Annotated in this window: 19 protein-coding genes; 2 read left to right on the top strand and 17 right to left on the bottom strand. The window is 26.0% G+C overall.

Annotated elements, in window-relative coordinates; translation table 11 throughout:
- Positions 1 to 178: 178 nt before the first annotated feature.
- Together ACWYN7_RS00650 and ACWYN7_RS00645 are read left to right on the top strand one after the other, a co-directional pair.
- Entirely contained in the window at positions 179 to 874 is a 696-nt protein-coding gene (locus ACWYN7_RS00650; protein WP_462857915.1) for a response regulator transcription factor, read from the top strand.
- Positions 875 to 909: 35 nt separating this feature from the next.
- Complete coding sequence (locus ACWYN7_RS00645; RefSeq protein WP_462857914.1) at positions 910 to 1,950, top strand: sensor histidine kinase; 1,041 nt, start codon at positions 910 to 912, stop codon at positions 1,948 to 1,950.
- 21 nt (positions 1,951 to 1,971) lie between these two features.
- Here the strand turns inward: ACWYN7_RS00645 and purD are convergent, their stop codons facing one another.
- From purD to rfbB, 17 genes are all read right to left on the bottom strand, one after another.
- On the bottom strand, positions 1,972 to 3,246 hold the full coding sequence (gene purD, locus ACWYN7_RS00640) for a phosphoribosylamine--glycine ligase (RefSeq protein ID WP_462857913.1): 1,275 nt from the start codon (positions 3,244 to 3,246) through the stop codon (positions 1,972 to 1,974).
- Between the two features lie 91 nt (positions 3,247 to 3,337).
- Entirely contained in the window at positions 3,338 to 4,690 is a 1,353-nt protein-coding gene (locus ACWYN7_RS00635; RefSeq protein ID WP_462857912.1) for an exopolysaccharide biosynthesis polyprenyl glycosylphosphotransferase, read from the bottom strand.
- Positions 4,691 to 4,899: 209 nt separating this feature from the next.
- Positions 4,900 to 5,670: a glycosyltransferase family protein gene (locus tag ACWYN7_RS00630; RefSeq protein WP_462857911.1), complete on the bottom strand. Its 771-nt coding sequence runs from the start codon at positions 5,668 to 5,670 to the stop codon at positions 4,900 to 4,902.
- A gap of 3 nt (positions 5,671 to 5,673) precedes the next feature.
- The gene (locus ACWYN7_RS00625) at positions 5,674 to 7,008 is read right to left on the bottom strand and encodes an exopolysaccharide biosynthesis polyprenyl glycosylphosphotransferase (protein WP_462858294.1); all 1,335 of its coding nucleotides are present in this window, start codon (positions 7,006 to 7,008) and stop codon (positions 5,674 to 5,676) included.
- A gap of 56 nt (positions 7,009 to 7,064) precedes the next feature.
- Positions 7,065 to 8,231, bottom strand: coding sequence for a glycosyltransferase (locus ACWYN7_RS00620; RefSeq protein WP_462857910.1), 1,167 nt, complete (start codon positions 8,229 to 8,231; stop codon positions 7,065 to 7,067).
- A complete protein-coding gene (locus ACWYN7_RS00615; RefSeq protein WP_462857909.1) occupies positions 8,221 to 8,769 on the bottom strand; it encodes a WcaF family extracellular polysaccharide biosynthesis acetyltransferase in 549 nt (182 codons plus the stop codon). The genes ACWYN7_RS00620 and ACWYN7_RS00615 overlap by 11 nt, the downstream gene beginning before the upstream one ends.
- Positions 8,753 to 9,973, bottom strand: a complete 1,221-nt coding sequence (locus ACWYN7_RS00610; protein ID WP_462857908.1) for an O-antigen ligase family protein — start codon at positions 9,971 to 9,973, stop codon at positions 8,753 to 8,755. Before ACWYN7_RS00610 ends, ACWYN7_RS00615 begins: the two co-directional genes overlap by 17 nt.
- On the bottom strand, positions 9,966 to 11,051 hold the full coding sequence (locus ACWYN7_RS00605) for a glycosyltransferase (protein ID WP_462857907.1): 1,086 nt from the start codon (positions 11,049 to 11,051) through the stop codon (positions 9,966 to 9,968). Before ACWYN7_RS00605 ends, ACWYN7_RS00610 begins: the two co-directional genes overlap by 8 nt.
- Positions 11,029 to 11,796 (bottom strand): O-antigen ligase family protein, encoded by a 768-nt coding sequence (locus ACWYN7_RS00600; RefSeq protein WP_462857906.1) that lies wholly within the window; start codon positions 11,794 to 11,796, stop codon positions 11,029 to 11,031. Before ACWYN7_RS00600 ends, ACWYN7_RS00605 begins: the two co-directional genes overlap by 23 nt.
- A gap of 403 nt (positions 11,797 to 12,199) precedes the next feature.
- Positions 12,200 to 12,961, bottom strand: coding sequence for a glycosyltransferase family 2 protein (locus ACWYN7_RS00595; RefSeq protein WP_462857905.1), 762 nt, complete (start codon positions 12,959 to 12,961; stop codon positions 12,200 to 12,202).
- 2 nt (positions 12,962 to 12,963) lie between these two features.
- Complete coding sequence (locus tag ACWYN7_RS00590; RefSeq protein WP_462857904.1) at positions 12,964 to 13,809, bottom strand: hypothetical protein; 846 nt, start codon at positions 13,807 to 13,809, stop codon at positions 12,964 to 12,966.
- Positions 13,796 to 14,797: a hypothetical protein gene (locus tag ACWYN7_RS00585; RefSeq protein ID WP_462857903.1), complete on the bottom strand. Its 1,002-nt coding sequence runs from the start codon at positions 14,795 to 14,797 to the stop codon at positions 13,796 to 13,798. The genes ACWYN7_RS00590 and ACWYN7_RS00585 overlap by 14 nt, the downstream gene beginning before the upstream one ends.
- On the bottom strand, positions 14,794 to 15,252 hold the full coding sequence (locus ACWYN7_RS00580) for an acyltransferase (protein ID WP_462857902.1): 459 nt from the start codon (positions 15,250 to 15,252) through the stop codon (positions 14,794 to 14,796). Before ACWYN7_RS00580 ends, ACWYN7_RS00585 begins: the two co-directional genes overlap by 4 nt.
- 118 nt (positions 15,253 to 15,370) lie before the next feature.
- On the bottom strand, positions 15,371 to 16,756 hold the full coding sequence (locus ACWYN7_RS00575; RefSeq protein WP_462857901.1) for a lipopolysaccharide biosynthesis protein: 1,386 nt from the start codon (positions 16,754 to 16,756) through the stop codon (positions 15,371 to 15,373).
- 210 nt (positions 16,757 to 16,966) lie between these two features.
- Entirely contained in the window at positions 16,967 to 17,509 is a 543-nt protein-coding gene (gene rfbC / locus ACWYN7_RS00570) for a dTDP-4-dehydrorhamnose 3,5-epimerase (RefSeq protein ID WP_462857900.1), read from the bottom strand.
- Positions 17,509 to 18,363, bottom strand: coding sequence for a glucose-1-phosphate thymidylyltransferase RfbA (gene rfbA, locus ACWYN7_RS00565; protein WP_462857899.1), 855 nt, complete (start codon positions 18,361 to 18,363; stop codon positions 17,509 to 17,511). The genes rfbC and rfbA overlap by 1 nt, the downstream gene beginning before the upstream one ends.
- Positions 18,363 to 19,370, bottom strand: coding sequence for a dTDP-glucose 4,6-dehydratase (gene rfbB, locus ACWYN7_RS00560; protein WP_462857898.1), 1,008 nt, complete (start codon positions 19,368 to 19,370; stop codon positions 18,363 to 18,365). Before rfbB ends, rfbA begins: the two co-directional genes overlap by 1 nt.
- Positions 19,371 to 19,372: the final 2 nt, after the last annotated feature.

Below are 19,372 nucleotides of genomic sequence, written 5' to 3'. Positions count from 1 at the left end.
AATTGATTTTAATTAAGCCATAAATTTAATAAATTTTATTAAACAATAGTAAATTGACCTGATTATGTTATTGTTAAATGCCAATATTAATATTTAGGTTACAATATTAAATCATTGTTAAGAAGCTGTTATTATAATAGAATTATGAGTATTTTTGACTTTTATCAGATAAAATATTATGAATAAAAAAGATATAAAAATCTTATTAGTTGATGATGAGCCAGATATTATTGAGATTATTGGTTACAATCTAAAAAATGAAGGCTATCAAGTATTTACTGCAGAAAATGGGTTAGATGCCGTAAAATCTGCTAAAAAAAACATACCTCACCTAATATTATTAGATATTATGATGCCAGAAATGGATGGTATTGAGGCTTGTGAAAAAATTAGAAAAATTAAAACTCTCGAAAACGTAATTATTGCTTTTTTAACAGCAAGAGGCGAAGATTACTCTCAAGTTGCTGGTTTTGAGGCTGGTGCTGATGACTACATCACAAAACCAATAAAACCAAAAGTGTTGGTGAGTAAAATAAAATCTTTATTAAGAAGATTAAAAGCTGAATCTGAAAGTGAAGATTCTTTAAAACTTGGCGACATTCTTATTGACAGAGATGAATATGTGGTTTATAAGTCTGGTAAAAAAATTGCATTACCAAGAAAAGAATTTGAACTTTTTTCACTTTTAACCTCGAAACCAGGTAAAGTGTTTAAAAGAGAAGTTATTTTAGATACGGTTTGGGGAAATGAAGTTGTTGTTGGTGGACGAACCATAGATGTACATATTAGAAAACTTAGAGAAAAAATTGGCGACAATCACTTTAAAACCGTTAAAGGTGTAGGTTATAAATTTGTTCTCTTAGACGAAGCATAATACAAATTAATATAAAGGGTTAAATACTACATTTTTTGAAACTAAAAAAAACATACTCTTATGCGTTTTGGTCGGCTATTTATTTAACCCTGCTTTCTTTTGCTATTTCTTTAATAGCGTATTTTGCTATTAGCAAACACTTAGGTTTTGCTACTATCATAATTTCGTCTTTAGTATTATTTATCATCTCTTTCTTTATAATTCAATACAGAGCTGAACACTTTATTTACAGACGGTTAAAGAAATTATATCAAGAAGTTTCTATACTAAATGTAAATGATTTAAAAAGAGAATCTGCAACTACAGATATTGAAAAACTATCTAAAAGTATGCAGAAATTTGTTGAAGGTAAACGACTAGAAATAGAAAGTTTAACAGAAAGAGACTCTTTTAGAAGAGATTTTTTAGGCAATGTAGCGCATGAATTAAAAACTCCATTATTTACGGTTCAAGGATATATTCTTACTTTAATTGAAGGTGCCATTAATGATAAAGAAATACGAATGAAGTATTTGGAACGCGCCAATAAAGGTGTAGAAAGATTGGTTGCTGTAATTAAAGATTTAGATATGATTGCTAAATTAGAAAATGAAGGAACAAAACTAAATGTAGAAGTTTTTAATATTTTAGAGCTAATTCAAAATGTGTTTGATTTGTTCGAAATGAAAGCTAAAAAAAGAAACATCACCTTAGCTTTTAATAAAAATCATGAATTTCCTGTTTTTGTAAAAGGTGATATCGAAAAAATAGAACAAGTATTAATCAACTTAATTGTAAACTCTATTAAATATGGTAAACCCAATGGAAAAACCATTGTTAGTGTAGAAGATTATTCAGATAAAAAGTTTATTATTAAAGTGGTTGATAATGGAGAAGGAATTAAAAAAGAACACATTTCTAGACTTTTTGAACGTTTCTACAGAGTAGACCAAAGCAGATCTAGAGAGCAAGGTGGCTCTGGTTTAGGACTTTCTATTGTTAAACATATTGTTGAAGCTCACAACGAAAACATTTTACTAAAAAGTGTTTATGGTGAAGGTTCAGAATTTTCGTTTACAATTGAAAAAGCAAGGTAAAAGAATACAATTTTAATTTGTTTACACTAAATCAAAACCAATATCTTTTCTATAATTCATTTTATCGAAATGAATTTTATCTATGCTTTTGTAGCTTTTTTCTAATGCTTCTTCAATGCTATTTCCAAAAGATGTAATAGCCATAACTCTACCTCCGCTAGTAACTACTTTATTATCTTTCAACTTTGTACCTGCATGAAAAACGATTGATTCTTCTACGTTTTCAAAACCGGTAATTTCTTTTTCTTTTTGATAAGCTTCAGGATATCCACCAGAAACCAACATAACAGTTGTGGCAGTTTTATCTGTAACAGAAAAAGATTTTTCATCTAAATTTTGATGCGCAACACCATCAAATAAATCGAATAAATCAGATTCTATTCTTGGCAATACCACTTCTGTTTCTGGATCTCCCATTCTTACATTATACTCAACTACAGAAGGGTTTCCATTATCGTTCATTAAACCAATAAAAATAAAACCTCTATAATCAATTCCATCTTTTTGTAAACCAGCAATTGTAGGTTTTACAACCAGTTCTTCAACTTTATTTAAAAACGATTCATCTGCAAAAGGCACAGGAGAAATTGCACCCATTCCACCAGTATTTAAACCCGTATCTCCTTCACCAATTCTTTTATAATCTTTTGCTGATGGTAAAATTTTATAGTTTTTTCCGTCTGTTAACACAAAAACAGACAATTCAATTCCCTTTAAAAATTCTTCGATAACTACTGTTGCAGATGCTTCCCCAAATTTTTGATTAGAAACCATTTCTTCTAATTCAGTTTTTGCTTCTTCTAAAGAGTTTAAAATTAAAACTCCTTTACCAGCAGCCAAACCATCTGCTTTTAGCACATAAGGTGGCTCTAAGGTTTCTAAAAATGCAAAACCATCTGCTAAATTATCTTTTGTAAAAGATTGATATTTTGCTGTAGGTACATTATGCTTTTGCATAAATTGTTTCGAAAAGTCTTTGGAACCTTCTAATAAGGCTCCGTCTTTTTTAGGCCCAATAACTGGAATGTTTCTCAACTCATCATCAGCCAAAAAGAAATCGTGTACACCAGCTACTAAAGGCGCTTCTGGACCAACAACTACCATATTAATTTTATTGTTTAAAACAATATTTTTTACAGCCAAAAAGTCTGTAGGATTAATATCTATATTCGTTGCAATTTTATCGGTGCCTGCATTTCCTGGAGCTACAAAAAGCTGATTAATTTTCTTGCTTTCAGAAAGTTTTAACGTAAAAGCGTGTTCTCTACCCCCAGAACCTAAAATAAGTACATTCATTTTTTGTGTTATTGAAGTTGCAAATATATTTTAAATTGTTAAGAAATCTACTTAAGTGGTAAGCACAATTTAAAGATAAATCAAATTTTATTTAATAAGCTTTTTCTTCCTTTAGAAAAACATTAAAAAAAGTTTGAAAAATTATTTTGATATCTAAAAAGAAGGACCAATTTTCTATGTAAAAAATATCTAAACGAACTCTATTTTTGATATCAGATTTTTTAATTACTTCTCCTCTATAACCACTAATTTGCGCAAGACCGGTAATACCTGGTTTTACTGAGTTTCTAATTAAATAATTTTCAATTTCATTGGTAAATTTTTTGGTATGTGCATTCATATGTGGTCTTGGGCCAACAACGCTCATATCACCTAAAAGAACATTAAAAAATTGTGGCAATTCATCTAAACTTGTTTTTCTTAAAAAGGCTCCTACTTTGGTAATTCTTTTGTCGTTTTTAGAGGCCGATACTTTATCTGCGTCATCATTAACAGTCATAGATCTCAGTTTAAAACAATAGAATTGACGACCGTTAATTCCGTCTCTTTTTTGTTTAAAGAATAAAGGTCCTTTAGAATCAAGTCTAATAAATATCCATAAGATTGGCAATAACCATGATAAAATGGTGATGCAAACAAAGGCTGAAAAAATAATGTCTAAAATTCTTTTTGAAATGTGAGTTTCAATTTTTTCAAATGGTAAAGGTTTTGGTTTTAAAACAGGAATGGTACCAAAATATTCTAAAATAAAATCTTTTCTATAAATAGCTTTACTTTCTGGTAAAATTCTTAGTTCTATATTCCTTTCTTCAGCAAATTTTCTAATTTTAATTAATTGGTTGGTTCTAATTTCTGAAGGATTGCAATAAATTTCATCTACGTCTCCATTTTTAAGGTATTTAAATCCTTTTTTTATAGCTCCTAAATATTCTTGAGATTTGTATTCTGAGTTTGAGAAAAAACCGTTAAAACGATAGCCGTAATCATTTTTAGAATGGAATAAGTCTTTTAATTTTTTTGCAGAATTTATATCTCCAAATAAAACAATATTTCGAAAATCTTTACCCTCAGATCTAAATTTTCTTAGTAAATAAAAAACAAAAAACTTGAAAAAGGATATAAAAGATAAAATTAACAAGAAAATAAAACCCTGATGATCTACAATTTCACCTTCTTTAAAAACAGCAAAATAGCTTAAATAAGCTAATGTAAAAACAAAAAACTGAGACATTAGCAAGGTTACCAAAACCCCAACTTGTGTATATCTATATACGTTATAAAACTTTGTGTAATAAGAAATAAACAACCAAGATATACAGATGTAAGAAAGAAATGAAGAGTTTAAATAATCTTGATATGATGTTATAAAAATAATTGAACAGATGATGATTAGATCAATTATTATTATTAAAGGCTTTATAAATATGGATTTCCTTTGTTTCAATTTCCTTATTTTAATAAACGTTCACTTAACTTTAAGATTCTTAAAAACTATATGTTAAACGAACTGCTAATATTATAATTTAAAAGGATAATAAAAAATATTTTAGGTAAATAAATGAATATAAAGCAATAAAAGAATTGAAAAATAGAATAAATCTAAATAAATTCTGTTTTTTTACAGATTATTTAATTTAAAGTAACTTCGAAAAATTATAATCCCCATTTATAAAAATATTTTAAAGCCGACATTGCATGTCTGAAAAATAATTTCATGTCTTTAGAAGATCCTTGTTTTAAAACGTGTTTAATTTCTTCTTTAGGAAAATAAAGCTTTCTTTTTCCTAATTTATCTATTTTTTTACAAATATCTACATCTTCCATGTATAAAAAATAGCGTTCATCAAAACCTTCTAACTTTACATAATCGTCTGTTTTATATAGATGAAAACATCCTGCTAAGTAGTCTGCATAAAAGGGATGAGTTAAATCTTTGTCTTGATATTGACCTTTAAACACTTTTGGTTTTAAAATGGGTTTAAAAATTGGAAATCTTCTGGCAATAAGTTCTAAGAGCTGTGGATATCTTCTACAAGAATACTGGTGTTCTCCATTTGGAAACAAAACTTTTGGTGCAATCATTGCTAAGGTTTCGTCATTTTTTAATTCTTGAATTAAATTAGGAATAACAGTTTTTTCAAAATAAACATCAGGGTTCAAAATTAGATGAAAATTGGATGTGTTTTTGATTTTATCTATAACTACATTATGCCCAGCTCCAAAGCCAATATTTTTACCTATGGCTATATATTCAATTTCTTTATCATTAAAAAGCCCTTGAAATAATTTCTGGTTTGTGTTATCTATTAAATATAATTTTTTGGTTAATGGAACTCTTAAAAAAGATTGTATTGTTTGTGACAGTTCTTCTATATCTTCCTTATACAACACTATAGATGCTGTTACTTCAAAATTCTCTTTCATATTTTAATACGCTTTTTCTTCTCCTCTAAGAACGTTTAATACAGTTTGTATTATAATTTTAATATCTAAAAAGAAAGACCAATTTTCAATATAAAAAATATCTAACCTAACACGATTTTTAATATCTGATTTTTTCTTTACCTCTCCTCTATAGCCACTAATTTGAGCCAGACCTGTTATGCCAGGTTTAACAATATGCCTTTTTAAATAATCTGCTACTTCTTTTTGATATTCTAAAGAGAGACTACCAAGATGTGGCCTTGGACCTACAACACTCATATCGCCTAAAAGAACATTTATAAACTGAGGTAGTTCATCCATACTAGTTTTACGTAAAAAAGCTCCTATTTTGGTAATTCTTTTATCATTTTTAGTAGCATGCACTTTATCTGAAACATCATTTATTTTCATAGATCTGATTTTATAACAAATAAATTCACCGCCATTTAACCCTTCTCTTTTTTGTTTAAAAATAAAGGGCCCTTTAGATTCTAGCTTTACCAAAACCCAAAGAATTGGCATTAACCAAGACAAAACAAAAACACAAATAAATAAGGAAAAGAAAATATCAAAAATTCTTTTTTTATAAAGGCTTTCTACAAAATCAAAGGGCAACTTTTCTACATTTAAAACCATTAAAGCATCATCATAATATTCTATACTTTGATTTTTGCTATATAACTCTATGGTATCTGGAATTAATTTTAGAGTGATATTTTGATCTGTTGTAAATTTATTGATACTTTTAATTTGTTCTTTTGAATGTGTTTTTAAAGAACAGTAAACTTCATCAACCTCATTTTTTGATACAAAATCGAATACATCTTTAAAACTGCCTAATTGTTCTTGATCGTTATATTTTTTTGAACTGAAAAACCCTAAATATTTATAGCCTAAATTAGATTTACTTTTAAACAATTTTATCACATTTTTTGAAGCTTCATCATACCCTATAACGACTGCTGTTCTTAGGTTATTACCTAAAGATCTATAAGTTTTTAAGAGAAAGAACCATAAAAACTTGTTTATAGATGTAATTGAAAGAATTATCAATAAAATAATAAATTGATCTTTAAAGACTTCATTTTCATTAAAAACTCCAAAAAAAGCAAAATAGCCAAGAGTAAATACTAAAATTTGTTTGCTTAGAATGGTAAATAACCTTAGTATTCTTGTATGCCTATAAATTTTATAATACCCTAAAGAATAAGATGTTATTAACCAGAAAAAACTGAGATAGAAATGAAAAATTAAGCTAAAATTATGATTACCATAATTAATATACAGAATAATATTTATTACTAAAATATCAAAACATATTTGTAAAGGTTTAATCAAATAAGAATATCTTTTCTTCAAGCTTAAAAATTTAATAAAGAAACAAATATATTGTTTTAATATAATATTTTTTCTATCATTTTATCCATAGTAAAAATAGTTCTAGCTACTTTTTTTTGATGTTCAAAATCAACCTTTTCATCTAATAATTTTTTCAGATTTTTTATTAAAATTTCATTATTCCAAGTGGTAGCCACAAAACTTAAACTATGTTCTTTAAATAATTTTTCTAGTTCACTATTTTCGTCAGTTATAAGAAAAACCTTACAATCTGAAGCTAATAAATTTGGTAGTTTTGATGGTAACGAACCTTTTGATGTTCCCTTTTTCTGAGGTATTATTTGAACATCGCTTTTTAGATATAATTCTTCTAAATTTTCTTTTTTAACTAAATCATGAAAAAGTATGTTTGGATTATTGTTTTTAAGTTTTAGTTTATTAAACTCCTCTCCTTTAGAGAAAAAATGAAAAATCGAATTTTCGATGCTTAAAGTGGCTTTAGAAAAGAAATCATAAAGCTTTTCAGGGTTTTGTTTTTCACCCAAAGCACCAGAATAAACAATGTGTCTTTTTGTATTATCAAAAATGTGTTCTAAATCATTTGTAAAATGATGTTTTACTGTAATAAAAGGATATTGAACTTCGAGTTTGGTATTTTTTAATCCATAAATATTTTCTGATTCATTTCTCATTTCATTAGAAAGAAATATTAATTTATTACAACTATTATAGCATTTCTTTTCTGTTCTATGGATTATGGTTTGTAAAATTTTAAAAATAAACCCTTTCTTTTCTTCAGAATAAAACTCTTGTAAATCATGTACCATACCAACTTTCTGGATATTTTTTCTTAAGAAAGGGATTATTGAAAAAAAAGCTAAACTTGGAGGAAAAACTGGAATAATAATATCTATGTTTTTTTGGCTGCTCTTAATTTTTCTTAAAATAAAAAAGGCATAACTTAACTCTAAAATACTTCTTCTTAGAAAAGGTCTTTTAGAAAACCACAAAAATTTTCCTCCTCTAATAATTTCTATATTATTAATTTTGCTTGTAGTCTTTTTTATTTTCCAGCTTGGATATAATGGATGGTAACATAATATTTTTACATTATGCCCCAAATCTTTTAAACCAACTGCAAAATCTGTATTAAATTTACCTGTAGAAATTGGTTCTGGATAAAAAAAGGGTGAAATTATTAATATATTTTTCTTACTCTTCAACTTTTCTTTCTCTTATTACCTTAGCTGGTGTGCCTATACATATTTTATTTGCCGGTAAATTTTGATACACACTACTTCTTGAACCAACAACGGTGCCAGATTCTATTGTTACACCTGGTGCAACAAAAACATCTGTTGCTAACCAGCATTGATCTTTAATTGTTATTTTTTTTGAAAAAATATTAAAAGTTGACTTTTTATAGTCATGAGATCCTGCGCAAATATAACTCTTTTGCGATATAACTGTATGATTTCCTATCTCAATTTCACCTAATGAATATAAAACTACATCATCTCCAATTTGACAGTATTCACCTACAGAAACCTTCCAAGGATAAGTAACTTTTACAGAAGGCCTTATAATGGTATTTTTGCCAATTTTAGCTCCAAAAAGTCTTAATAAGAAATTACGAAAACCATACATGAATTGAGGAGAGTTTTTAAACAAAACACTTTGTACTATCCACCATAGTTGAACAACAAAAACGTTTCTGCCTCTAAAGTTTTTTGGTAGTTTATATTTATCTAGTTGTTGCATTAACTTTTTCTTTATTAAAAAAAATAAACAAGGATGTAAAATAACAAAATAAAACTATACCATAATGTCTGGAAAGGTAATTTTCGGTAAGATTTATTAATAAAAACTGAAAAAAAATAAATATTCCAAACAAGCTATATTTAATTTTTTTAAAAATCATAAAAAGATAAAAAAGAAAAGTTAAAATAAAAAAAACACCACCATAGAGTAACAAATAGAAATAATAATTATGTGTATTAAAAGTACTAATTTTATAAAAATCGCTATCATTATTTTTTGCATAGCAATTATTTAATTCTTTTTGAAGACTATCGCCATAGCCCCAAAAAGGCATTTCTTTAGTTAAAATTACATCACATTTATAAATTGCAAGCCTGGTATTAGTTGAATTATAATAATTACCTACAATCGGCTTATTTATTTCATTTTTTATTTCATTAAACCGATTTAAAACAAAACTACTTTTCAAAAAAAATAAAAATATTACAACTGGTATTGTACCAATAATAAATAGTGATTTTTTGGAACCTACTTTTAAAAATAAACTATAACTTAAATAGAATAATAAAGTGAGTATTAATAATATTATAATAATCCTAGAACTAAAAAGTATAATAAAAAAGAAGGAAAATTTAATGTTTAAAAAATTAATAAAAATAGATTCTTTAAATTTAAATAAGGAAATAGTAATACTTAATAAGAGGTAAGAACTAAAATATGTAGGATGGATTTCAAAGTAATAGTTGTTGGTTACAAACTCTCTAAAAAAAGGAATATTCTCTTTACTTATGTTAAATAATGTACTTAATGCATTCGTCTTTAAAAATGTAACAAAAAAAAATAAGGTTTGTAATACAACCGAAATTTGAAAAACTTTAAAAGACTTATCTCTTATTTTTGTATCAATAAAATTTGGTTTTAATAAAAAAAGTAAAGGAAAAACTAAAAAAGGAAGATTTAATAATATTGTTTTAGAGTTAAACGTCTGTGAGATTAATTCATAAATTAGGAATAAAAAAAAAGGTATTAAATAAGTGAGAATATTTAGATTAATTTTGATTTTGTTTTTTGTTTTAAATAAATGAATTAGTGTTAACAGCATACAGAGGATAATAATCATAGAATTATGATTAGGTTTTAATAATGGTAATGCTGCTAAACTAATAAAAGCAAGTTTTGTAAATTTCTCTAATCTTTTATTCATTTTTACAAGATTTATATAGTTTTAACCAATCTTCTTTTTTTTCTTGCCATGAATAGTATTTCTTAACAAAAGAATATAATTTCTGACCATTTAAATTTCTTTTTTTTGCATCCCATTTTAATACTTGTTGTAACGAATCAAATAGCTCATTTTCATTTGGATTTATCAAAATACCTCCATTTTTATTCCATTTTGGATTCAAACCAGTTTGATATGTTGTAATCACTGGTGTTTTTAAAACGGCTGCTTCTAAATTAACCATTCCTATAACCTCAGAGTGAGAAGGTGCTATTAAAACGTGCGCATTATTAATTAAATTTTCTTTTCGCTCTCCAGAAATAATCCCCAAAAATTCTACATTCGATTTAATTTTTAAAGTATTTATTAATTCATCCAAATAATATTTATAATTATTAATTTTACCAGCAATTTTTAATTTCACATCTTGGTGTTCAACTTTTGAAAAAGCTTTAATCAAAATATCAATACCTTTTTTTTGATCTAACCTTCCTAAATATAAAATATACTTTTCTTTAATTTCTTCTTCAGGCTTTTCATATTTAGGAACCTTAATTAGATTAGGTATTTCAATTATTTTATTATTTTTAAATAAAAGCTTTAAGTTTTCCTTTTCTTTGGAAGTAATTACGTGTATATATTTAGCTTTTTTAAAAATATTTTTTACTATATATTTAAAATAAAACTTTTTTTTAAATGTTCCATTTTCCCATAACCATGGTTCATACATTCCATGACAGCTTAAGATAAAAGGGATTTCATTTTTAACACAGAATTTTGCAGCTATATACTGAGGATATAACCAAACTCCATGAATATGAAATATATCAAAACTATATTGATTATTAATTTCTTTCAGCTTTAACTTCCATTCTTTTGAATACAACCATGGTTTTACTGTCTCTACGATAAAAACATTGTCTAAAGCTTCTTCTTTAGAAGTTAAAACATAAGAGCTAAAATCATTTTCTTTATTTAAATGTGCATTTAAATCTTTTATTACTGTTCTTAACCCCCCACTTTCGATAGAGTAATCTTCAACTATATGTAAAATCTTCATCTGAATTTTTTAAAAAAATTAATAAAAAGAAATAAAATTCTGGAGGAAAATAATGCCCCTCTCTAATCAATTTTAATATTAGGTAGAAAAACACACTTTGTTGCTCTAATTTTTCATCACTTTTAAATAATTTAAAACTTCTATAAATAAAATACAGAAAAAAAAGGAAAGCAAAGATTCCTAAATCAGCAGTCATTCTTAAAAATAAAGAATTTGCATCTGTCTTATTAATTTTAGAAAAATTTAAAGAAATTAAATAAGGAGGAGGTTTCATTTTCGAAAAATACTTTTCATACTCATGCCTATAACTTCCTAAACCAGCACCTAAAGGTTTATCTAAAAATATTTCTCTTACAATAAATGCATTACTTAAAAATGCGTAAGAACTTAAATTTGTATTTTTTTCGAATTTACCGGTAAAAACAGCACTTAAAGATTTATTTGTTTCTTTTAATTTTCTTACAAAAGGGTTACTTGTATTTTCATCTACTGGCTTGTTCCATTCAGTGCTTAAATAAAGAACACTACAACCTAATAAAATAATTACTAACCATGAATACTTTAAAAAAAGTTTTACTTTTATTAAAGGTAAAATAACTATTAACCCTAATCCAATAAAACCAATAGTAGATTTAGATAAAAATATTGTGATTACTAAGATAGATAACCTTAAATATTTTTTATTTCTAAGGAAATAATATGTTGCAGGCAGCATAATAGCAGCATAGTGAGCTGGTTCTGACATAAATCCATTTAATCTATAAATAGAAAATGAATTTATATTTAGATAAAACATAAATAGAGATAAGATTGCGATGTAAAAAGCGAAATCTAAATACAATGTAAAAAGTTTTTTTACACTATACAATTTTAAAAGATTATGATAGTAGATACTACTTAAAGAAATTCCTAAGATTTGAGCAATTAACAATTTTATTGGGCTAAGTAATAATAAATAACTTACAGCACCATGAATCAAAAAAAAACCAACTATAAAAATTAAATTTTTATGTACTGTAATTTTTTTAGTTGATGCCAGAATAAAAAAATTTGATATTAAAATTATGTAATAAAGTTTAATATCTATTACAAAATGAAAAAAAAAGGCTTCTGTAAATAAGGCAAAAACACTACTATAAATTAAGTATTTATTTAATAATCGCATTTAAAATAGTTTTTACTTTATATTTAAACATCCATTTTAAATAATATATATTAGCTATAAGATAATTGCTTTTGCCTGTTTCTATTTTAGCCTTTGTTGTTTCTAAATATACTTTCTTTATTTGAGAATTACTTACACCATCTGCAGCCATAATTGCTGTAACAGAATTAAACCAATGAGTTTTTAAATTCTCTTTTGCTCTTAACAATAATTCATAATCTCCAGCAATTTTATAATCAGTATTGTAAAGGCCATATTTAATAAAATAATTTTTGTTGTGAAATGCACCTACATGAGCAATATTCATGCTTTTTCTAAAGTATTTCCACTTCCATTTATCATTAATAATTTTATTACCTTCTACTTTTACTATAGAGTGAATGAAGTCTAATTCTTTAGGTTGATTTTCTATTTCTTTTTTATATTTTTCTAAAGCGTTCTCTAAATAATAATCATCAGAACCCAAAAAAGAGATCCAACTTCCATTAGCTAACTTTATTCCTTTATTAAAAGCATCATAAATACCGGTATCTTTTTCAGAAATCCATATAAATTTAATGTTTCTATCCTTAAAACTTTGTTCGTAAGATTTAATAATATCTACAGTATTATCTGATGATTTTCCGTCTACAACGATATATTCAAAATTTGATATACTTTGACACAATAAAGAATTTATTGTTCTTGCTATTGTCTTATCAGAATCATAAGATACTGTAATTATAGAAAATAAAGGTAGGTTCATCATTATAGTTTTATACCTGTAAACAATATTGCTCTTTTTAAAATATATTTAAAAAGATGTTTAAATGGATTTACACTTCTATTTGACAAAAGTGTTCCTTTAAATTTATTTTTAGTGATATCTAGGGAATCTTTATCATATAATCTTTTTGAATTCTCAAAATATTTATAAGGAAAGTATCCATAATCGCTCATATCTTGTTCTATAAGAACATTGCCATATTTTTTACACAACAAACTTAAAACAGATTGATCATGTCTATGTTCTATAAATTCATTGTAATTATCTTTTCCTAAAACATTTAAATCATCACTAAGAATTCTACTATCAAAACAATAGTTTTTATAATCAGATATAAACTTAATAGATTCTTCACATTTTTTAATTATAAAATAGGTTGCTAAAATTTGAGGTGAATCTGTATATTTTTTTTCATCAGCCCCCATTAAAAGAAAAGCATCTCTTTTAGTCCATTGTTTTTCTATGAGTGGTAATCTAAAGCAAAAAATATTTTTTTCTTTTTCTTCCATATAATTTACTAAAGGTAAAATACTTTTCAAAAAAAAAGTACCACTATCTGCATACATTAAATAATCTCCTATTTCTATTTCTTTAAGTGCTTTTTCTACTATATAAGGTTTCCAAAAATAATTTCCTGCTCCTTTTTCTTGATACTTTACACTATTTTCATTTTGCTTTAGCGCTTGTTTACTTAAATCTTTATTAGTGTACTCTAACACTTTATCAAAATTACCAAATAACTTAGCTGATATAGTGTTCCATTTCTGTTTTTTTCTAAAATTTTTATCAGCAAAATTTACAAGTACTACCATTTTATAGGTTTTCATTTATTACTTTATTCATAAAACTAAACATATTGTACTTTTTCAGTATTAAATTTCTTGCTTCAATTAACTTTTCTATATTTTTTTCATGAAAGTCACTTTCAACCACAGAAATTAATTCTTCTACACTATCTTTTTTATTAATATCAAGGGCGTAATAGCTACCCTCAGGAAAATAATCTGATATATTTGGACATCCATAATATATAGGTGTTGCAAAACTTAATATTACATCTGAAAATTTTTCACTCCAATAATAAGGAGCTTTTTCATTTTCTATAACAAGCACATACCTACTTTTAGAAAAAGGATACCATTTTCCATTTGGTGCGTTATCTATATATTGTTTAAAATTTGCCCATTTAGAACCACCATATAAATTAAAATTAGAATAATTTTTACAAAGTTTTTCTAAAAATCTTGCTCTTATTTTATGACCTTCAACAATCATTAAATTAGAATTAATTACAGACATATTTATCTCTTTATCTGGATATTTTCCATTTAATAAAAAATCATAATCAATAATATAATCATTTCTAATTTTATTAATATGATAATTACCACCTAAATGCCAGTGAACAAAAGGAGGTGAAATAAAATACTTTTCATTATCTCTTTTAACTAAATTTAGATCGGAGGTATATACCTTACGAAACTTATTTACTATTTTAGGAGATGATAATCCTAACTTTTTTATATAAGAAGGTGGTTCTATATGCAGTAAAAAACTTTTCTCTTTATTATAGTTTAAAGCTTTGTTAGGTTTATTTATCACAAAATCAAAATCTGGTTTTATTCCATTATAAAAAATAGTATTTCCAATAATTCCAGATCTTTGTGCTGTTTGATTAATAATAAAATCATTATATACTGCTCTATGAGAAGATATTCTTACCCTTAACAACTCCTCTTTTAGAAAACCTTTTCTTTTTCTAGAATCTCTAATATCATCAACCGAATTTATTATATCTCTAATTAAACCTTTCATCTTTTAAAATAATCTGGATTATAAGCTCCAAAAGGAGACTCAACAAGTTCGGATGGAATTCTATCGCGTATTACTCTACAAGGGTTTCCAACACAAACACTATAACTAGGCAAACTTTTAACAACAACAGAACCTGCTCCTATAATCGTTCCTTTTCCAACGGTAACACCTCCAAGAATTGTTACATTAGCTCCTATCCAATTCTCACCTTCTAAAATTATTTCTTGATTATCAGTTTTAGGTCCATAATCATTTACATTATGACTCCCCGAAATAATAGTTAACCCTAATGCCGTTTGCACATAATCTCCAATAATAACTTTATTAAATGCCCAAATTTTATTATAGTGCCCAAGACTCACATATTTACCTATTATAATATTTTTAGGGTGTAAAAATTTAAAGCCATTATCAATAAAAGAACTATTCCCTATAATCATTCCTGTTCTTTTCAACAAAAATGTTCTTATGTAAATAAAGAATGGTAAATTTATTGTAAAAATACCGGAAATTATATTTATTATTTTATAGAGGCAGTATTTAAAGTATTCAAATATCTTTTTCATATAAATATCATTTTAACATTTTATCTAAAAATTGGGTTCTTTTTACTGAAAAAATAAAGTATTTTACTTGAATTGAGTTTCCAATAGCAGTTACAACTAAACAAATAGTTGTTGCTAAAATTACTCCATAAGACTTATTATTTACAAAGCTAATTAAAAAGAGTGATAATGGGATATTAATTAGCATTGTAAATATTGTCATATACATGACCATTCTTATTTTACTAATGCCTCCTAAAACCATTGATAAGACACCTGTGATTATACTAAAAAGAGTGTAAAATGCAAAACACACTAGCAATGGATAAGATATTGACAACAAATCTTTTACCCATAAAAAAATAATATTTTTACCGAAAAACACCATCAATACTAATATTGGGATTACATATAACACACCTTTTAATTGTTTTTTTACAACTTGCCTAATCCAAAGAATATCATTGCTTGCGTATGCTTCAGAATATGCAGACCAAAGAGGAGTTAAAATTAAGTTAGTTAACATTGTAATTATTCCAAAATACCTAAAAGTTATGTTATATGGAGTTACTTCTTTTGGAGATAAGACATGAGAAATAATAAGGGCATCTGTTTGAAAAATAACAATACCTGCTATCTGAATAACAAAAAAACGACTACCTAAAGAAAATAAATCTTTTACTTTTTCTTTTTTAAAAAATTTAATTGAAGGCTTAATATTTTTATATTTATTATTAAACATCCATAAACTAAAAAAAACAAAAATTATTAGAGGAACTAAAGTGTAAATTGCACCAACACCAATAAGATTCTTATGGAAGTCATCTTTAAACACAAGTAATATAAAAAAAATTATTGTGTTAGATATACTAATTACGAATGCGGCATATGCTGGTCTATGGTCAGCCAATAATATTGTATTAATTAACTTTAATGAGAATTGAACTGAAGTAATTGTAAATAAAATCCAAATGAGTTTTTTAATTTCTATATTAAATTCGGGCTCTACATTAAATACAAAAGCCCAATCTATAAAACTCCAAGGTAAATAAAAGAGAATAATTAAGCCTAGAGATATTGTCAACATTATAAAGTAAGCAGTACTTACATACTCTCTAGCTTTTTTTATATTATTGTTAGCTATTGATTCTGTAAATTTATTTCTTAACCCGTTTCCAATACCTACATCAAATAATTCTATCCATGTCAAAACATTAAATATAGTAATCCAAACTCCATATTTATATTCATCTAGTATCTCTAAAGTTAAAGGAATAAGTGCAAAATTTATGATAATTGCATACCCTTTAACAAAAAAAAGTAATCCTATATTTTTTTTAACCTTTAAAGATCTTTTGTGTCCTTTAAAAAAAAAATTAATTTTTTTAGTAAGATTATTTAATATTGTTCTCATTAACGCAATTTCTAATACAAGTTATAGATAATTTAAACTCTAATTAACATTTTAAAAATCAATATATTTAAATCTTTAATAGGTAATTAGAATTCATTTTTATAATTCATTCTTTTTTTAGAATAATTTTATTGACCTTTTTTAAAAGCTAAAAAAAGCTTAATTCTCTTTAGCAAAACATAGAATTGCAATTATTAAAATATAGAAAAACTAAATAAAATCTTCAAAAACCTTTAAAACTTGGTCCTTGTCTGAAATAATTGGATCATAATCTTTCAACCTCCAATCAATATTCAAATCACTATCATTATAAACAACTCCATCTTCTGCTTCTTTATTATAATAATTATCACATTTATAAGAAACAATGGTATTGTCTTCTAAAACGGAAAAGCCATGTAAAAACCCCCTAGGTACAAACAATTGTTTTGCATTTTCTTCTGATAAAATACTACTAAATGATTGTCCAAAAGTTTTAGATTCTTTTTTAACATCTACAACTACGTCTAAAACTTTACCTTTTATAACTTTAATCAATTTGGCTTGAGCAAATTCACCTTTTTGTATATGTAAACCTCTTATTACTCCTTTATTTGAAATAGATATATTATCTTGTACAAAGTCTATTTCTAAACCCGTTTTTTCTTTAAATTTCTTTTTATTGAAACTCTCAAAAAAAACACCTCTAGAATCTTGGAAAATTTCGGGTTCAATAATATAACAACCCTTTAATTTTGTTTCTGTAACTTTCATTAAATTTCCATCAAATTTCTACCATAACCACTTTTTAAGAATGGTTTGGCCAGTTCTTGTAGCTGTTTTTTTGTTATAAATCCGCTGCTATATGCTGCCTCTTCTATAGATCCTATTTTTAAACCTTGTCTTTCTTCAATTACTTCAACAAATGTACTGGCTTGCATTAACGATTTAAAAGTACCAGTATCTAACCAAGCTGTACCTTTATCTAAAATTTTTACGGCTAGTTTACCTTCGTTTAAATAGGATTTATTAATATCTGTAATCTCTAATTCTCCTCTTGCACTCGGCTCTAAATTTTCGGCTTTTTGAATCACTGAGTTATCATAAAAATAAATACCAGGTACAACAAAGTGCGATTTTGGTTTTAAAGGTTTTTCTTCTATTGAAATCGCTTTCTGATGCTCATTAAATTCAATAACTCCATACCTTTCTGGATCATTTACATGATAAGCATACACAATTCCGCCTTCTGGATTAGTGTTTTCTTTTAAAGATTTAGACAATCCTGTACCATAAAAAATATTATCACCCAAAATTAAAGCAACCTTATCTTTACCAATAAAATCTTTTCCTATTAAAAACGCTTCTGCCAAACCATTCGGATTTTCTTGCGCTTCATAATAAAATTCACAGCCAAACTTAGTTCCATCACCTAATAAGTTTTTAAATAAATGCAGGTCATTAGGAGTTGAAATAATTAATATTTGGTTGATACCTGCAGAAATTAATGTTGATAAAGGATAATATATCATAGGTTTATCATAAATAGGCATTAATTGCTTGCTTACTGCTAAAGTAAGAGGATGCAATCTTGTGCCTGAACCACCTGCTAAAATTATCCCTTTCATTAATTATACTTTTTAATATACCAGTTTATTGTTTTCTTTATGCCTCCGTTAAAATTTTCATTTGCTTGCCAACCTAATTCTTTTTCAATTTTAGTAGCATCAATTGCATATCTAAAATCGTGTCCTAAACGATCTTTAACAAAGGTTATTTGGTTTTTGTAAGATGTGTTTTTAGGAAAAACTTCATCTAAGTAATCACAAATTTTATTGGCAATGTACAAATTATTATGCTCATTATTACCTCCAATATTATAGGTTTCTCCTGCTTTTCCATTTCTAAAAACAAGTTCTATTCCCTTACAATGATCTATAACATATAACCAATCTCTAACATTTTTACCATCACCATAAATAGGAATATTTTCTCCTGAAAGTGCTTTTCTAATTATGGTTGGTATCAATTTTTCGTCATGTTGTTTAGGCCCATAATTATTGGAACAATTTGTAGTAACTACATTTAACCCATAAGTATGAAAATAACTACGAACTAAAAAATCTGATGATGCTTTTGAAGCACTGTATGGACTATTTGGAGCATAAGGCGTTTTTTCTGTAAAAAAACCTGTTTTTCCTAAAGAACCATAAACTTCGTCTGTTGAGATATGATGAAATCTAGCGTTAATAAAATCATTTTTATAATTATTAGCTGCATCCATCCAATGGTTTTTAGCGACATCTAAAACGTTAAAAGTGCCAAAAACATTTGTTTTAATAAAACTATCTGGATTATTTATAGAATTATCAACATGCGATTCTGCTGCAAAATGAATAACACTTGTAAAGTTGTATTGCTTAAACAAACTTTCTACCAATTTTCTATCACAAATATCTCCTTTTATAAAAGTATAGTTAGAATTATCTTCAACTTCTTTTAAGTTCTCTAAATTTCCTGCATAGGTTAATAAATCTAAGTTAACTACTCTTAAATCTTTCTGTTTTTCTAAAATAAACGGAATAAAATTAGAGCCAATAAAACCTGCTCCTCCAGTTATTAAAACTGTATGCATTA

This window comes from Polaribacter sp. M10 (assembly GCF_054968445.1).
Note: the sequence above shows the minus strand (reverse complement) of the source record. Positions and strands in the feature narration are given on the sequence as shown.

Excerpts from the sequence above, each read along its gene's own strand:
- ACWYN7_RS00615 (WP_462857909.1), bottom strand. The coding sequence starts at position 8,769 with ATGCAACAACTAGATAAATATAAACTACCAAAAAACTTTAGAGGCAGA.
- ACWYN7_RS00650 (WP_462857915.1), top strand. The coding sequence starts at position 179 with ATGAATAAAAAAGATATAAAAATCTTATTAGTTGATGATGAGCCAGAT.
- ACWYN7_RS00605 (WP_462857907.1), bottom strand. The coding sequence starts at position 11,051 with ATGAAGATTTTACATATAGTTGAAGATTACTCTATCGAAAGTGGGGGG.
- rfbC (WP_462857900.1), bottom strand. The coding sequence starts at position 17,509 with ATGAAAGTTACAGAAACAAAATTAAAGGGTTGTTATATTATTGAACCC.
- ACWYN7_RS00630 (WP_462857911.1), bottom strand. The coding sequence starts at position 5,670 with ATGAAAGAGAATTTTGAAGTAACAGCATCTATAGTGTTGTATAAGGAA.
- ACWYN7_RS00590 (WP_462857904.1), bottom strand. The coding sequence starts at position 13,809 with ATGAAAACCTATAAAATGGTAGTACTTGTAAATTTTGCTGATAAAAAT.
- ACWYN7_RS00595 (WP_462857905.1), bottom strand. The coding sequence starts at position 12,961 with ATGAACCTACCTTTATTTTCTATAATTACAGTATCTTATGATTCTGAT.
- rfbB (WP_462857898.1), bottom strand. The coding sequence starts at position 19,370 with ATGCATACAGTTTTAATAACTGGAGGAGCAGGTTTTATTGGCTCTAAT.
- ACWYN7_RS00575 (WP_462857901.1), bottom strand. The coding sequence starts at position 16,756 with ATGAGAACAATATTAAATAATCTTACTAAAAAAATTAATTTTTTTTTT.
- ACWYN7_RS00585 (WP_462857903.1), bottom strand. The coding sequence starts at position 14,797 with ATGAAAGGTTTAATTAGAGATATAATAAATTCGGTTGATGATATTAGA.
- ACWYN7_RS00610 (WP_462857908.1), bottom strand. The coding sequence starts at position 9,973 with ATGAATAAAAGATTAGAGAAATTTACAAAACTTGCTTTTATTAGTTTA.
- rfbA (WP_462857899.1), bottom strand. The coding sequence starts at position 18,363 with ATGAAAGGGATAATTTTAGCAGGTGGTTCAGGCACAAGATTGCATCCT.
- ACWYN7_RS00600 (WP_462857906.1), bottom strand. The coding sequence starts at position 11,796 with ATGTCAGAACCAGCTCACTATGCTGCTATTATGCTGCCTGCAACATAT.
- purD (WP_462857913.1), bottom strand. The coding sequence starts at position 3,246 with ATGAATGTACTTATTTTAGGTTCTGGGGGTAGAGAACACGCTTTTACG.